This window comes from Shimia sp., assembly GCF_041624275.1.
In the GTDB taxonomy this organism is placed as follows: Bacteria; Pseudomonadota; Alphaproteobacteria; order Rhodobacterales; family Rhodobacteraceae; genus Shimia.
On the sequence record NZ_JBFJVE010000282.1, the window covers coordinates 1 to 2,629 of the forward strand.

A 2,629-nucleotide genomic window follows, 5' to 3' on the forward strand; every position below is an offset into this window, starting at 1 on the left:
AGCCACAGGGCCAGCGTCGATGCCGGCGCGCCGATGATCGAGGCCGGGCTGTGGTATCGCCCCAGCTATTTCCCGGCCCCCGGCGAGCGTACCTGGCGGCAGTCCTGCGACCGCGAGGTCAATATGGTGCGCCGCGCGGTGGGCATCTGCGATGTCTCGACCCTGGGCAAGATCGACCTTCAGGGGCCGGATGTCGGCGCATTCCTTGATTTCGTCTATACCAACATGTTCTCGACCCTGAAGGTGGGGCGCACCCGCTATGGGCTGATGCTGCGCGAAGACGGCACGGTGATGGATGACGGCACCACGGCGCGGATGGGGGAAAACCACTATGTGATGACCACCACCACCGCCGCCGCCGGGCCGGTGATGCGGCATCTGGAATATGTGCATCAGTGCCTTTGCCCCGAGCTGGACGTGACGATGATCTCGGTCACCGAGCAATGGGCGCAATTCGCGGTGGCCGGGCCGAAGTCGCGGGACTTGCTGAACGGGCTTCTGGACGCGCCGATCGACAACGAGAGCTGGCCCTTCATGGCCTGCGGAGACGTCGCGGTGCAGGGGGTGAAAGGCCGCCTGTTCCGCATCTCTTTCTCGGGGGAACACGCCTATGAGGTGGCGGTGCCGGCGCGCTATGGCGACAGCCTGTTCCGGTTGCTGGTGGCGCGGGCCGAGGCCATGGGCGGCGGCGCCTATGGCATGGAGGCGCTGAATGTGCTGCGCATCGAAAAGGGCCATATCACCCATGCCGAGATCCATGGCCGCACCACCGCCTTCGATATCGGGTTCGGGCGCATGGTCAGCGCCAAGAAGGACTGTGTCGGCAAGACCATGAGCGAACGCCCCGGCCTCAGCGGTGAGACGCGCGAGCAATTGGTGGGGCTGAAGCCGGTCGGGGTGGTCAAGCAGCTGACCGCCGGGGCGCATCTGTTCGAGCTGGATGCCGAGCCGAGCCGCGAAAACGCGCAGGGCTATACCACCTCGGTGGGCTTTTCTCCGACCCTGGAAAGCTTCCTCGGGCTGGCATTCCTGCGCAACGGGCGGGCGCGCCATGGCGAAGAGGTGATGATGGTCGACCACCTGCGCGGCATCACCACCCGCTGCCTGGTCTGTGATCCGGTGTTTCTTGATCCCGAAGGAGGGAAAGTCCGTGGCTGATCTGATGGCGAAATCCCCCTGCGAGGGGCTGCTTCCGCTGACCCATGGCGAGGTGAGGCTGCACGAAATGGATATGACGCGGCTGACCTCTCTGGCGCCCTACAGGGGCAGGGACAAGGCCCTGTCCGAGGCCTTGAAGGCGGCGCATGGCATGGCGCTGCCGGCGGTCAACCGGGCCACCGGCAAGGAGGGCGCGCGGGCGATCTGGTTCGGACAGGGGCAGGTGATGCTGGTGGGGCCGGCGCCCGATGCGGCGCTGGCCGGCATGGCGGCGATGACCGACCAGTCCGATGCCTGGGCCCTGCTGCGCATCGAGGGGCCGGGCGTTGAAGAGGTCTTGGCGCGGCTGATCCCGCTCGATCTGCGGCAGAGTGTGTTCAAGCGTGGCCATACGGCGCGCACGCAACTGCAGCACATGATGGTGTCGATCACCCGGGTCGGCGACAACGCCTTCCTGCTGCTGGGGTTCCGTTCGATGGCCAAAACTCTGGTGCATGATCTGCAAACGGCGATGCAGGGGGTTGCAGCGCGCGGCGCGGCCTGACAAAGATATGGCCTGCCAATCGCAGCCATGGGATGTTTCAAATGCGCCTTTCCGCCGCCGCCATCTGCCTGTCCGCTCTTGTTCTGGCGCCGCCGGCCTTTGCCGATCTGGCCGAGGACTGCCAGATGCAGGCCGATATCGTGACCCGTGCCGTCGAGCTGCGCAGCGCGCGCAAGAGCCAGGATAAGGCGCTGGAGATCATGACCTCGGGCGAAGACGAGGCCGTGGCCGAGAAATACCTCAAGGCGGTGCCCTTCCTTGTCGACTGGGTCTACACGCTGAAGCGCAAGGAGCTGAAGCTCGACCCCGGTCAGGCCTATTTCGACACCTGCATGGCGCAGTAACTGGACAGGGGCGCCCGCCGCGCCCATATTTGGTCAATGAGCCTGCCACCCGGATTCATGGATGAACTGCGCAGCCGCACCAGCCTGAGCCAGGTGGTGGGACGCAAGGTCACGTGGGATCCGCGCAAGTCCAATCAGGGCAAGGGCGACATGTGGTCTCCGTGCCCCTTCCACCAGGAAAAAACCGCGTCATTTCATGTCGATGACCGCAAGGGTTTCTATTACTGCTTTGGCTGTCAGGCCAAGGGCGACGCGATTTCCTTTGTCCAGGAAACCGAGAATGTCGGCTTCATGGAGGCGGTCGAGATCCTGGCCCGCGAGGCCGGGATGCCGATGCCGGCGCGCGACCCCGGGGCGCAGGAGAAATCCGACCGCCGCAGCCGGATGGCCGAGGTCATGGAACAGGCGGCGCAGTTCTTCCGCCTGCAACTGAAGACCGCGGCCGGGGCGGCGGCGCGCGACTATCTTGTCGGGCGCGGCCTTGACGCGGCGGCCTGCGACCGCTGGGACATCGGTTTCGCACCCGAAGGCTGGCAGGGGCTGTGGGATCACCTAGCCGGCAAGGGGGTGCCCCCGGAGATGA

General features: G+C 65.7%; 4 protein-coding genes. All 4 read left to right on the forward strand.

The features are described from left to right. Positions 1–1,158 (forward strand): aminomethyltransferase family protein (locus tag ABZD10_RS15085; RefSeq protein WP_372887766.1); only part of this gene is annotated, 1,158 nt, incomplete at its 5' end. After that, positions 1,151–1,702, forward strand: coding sequence for a sarcosine oxidase subunit gamma (locus tag ABZD10_RS15090; protein WP_372887768.1), 552 nt, complete (start codon positions 1,151–1,153; stop codon positions 1,700–1,702). The genes ABZD10_RS15085 and ABZD10_RS15090, both read left to right, overlap by 8 nt. Before the next feature lie 41 nt (positions 1,703–1,743). Beyond that, the gene (locus ABZD10_RS15095) at positions 1,744–2,046 is read left to right on the forward strand and encodes a hypothetical protein (RefSeq protein WP_372887770.1); all 303 of its coding nucleotides are present in this window, start codon (positions 1,744–1,746) and stop codon (positions 2,044–2,046) included. A gap of 36 nt (positions 2,047–2,082) precedes the next feature. After that, the coding region (locus ABZD10_RS15100; protein ID WP_372887772.1) for a CHC2 zinc finger domain-containing protein at positions 2,083–2,629 on the forward strand (547 nt) is incomplete at its 3' end.

What these genes read in the sequence shown, in the direction of transcription:
- ABZD10_RS15095 (WP_372887770.1), top strand. Translation starts at nt 1,744, where the DNA reads ATGCGCCTTTCCGCCGCCGCCATCTGCCTGTCCGCTCTTGTTCTGGCG.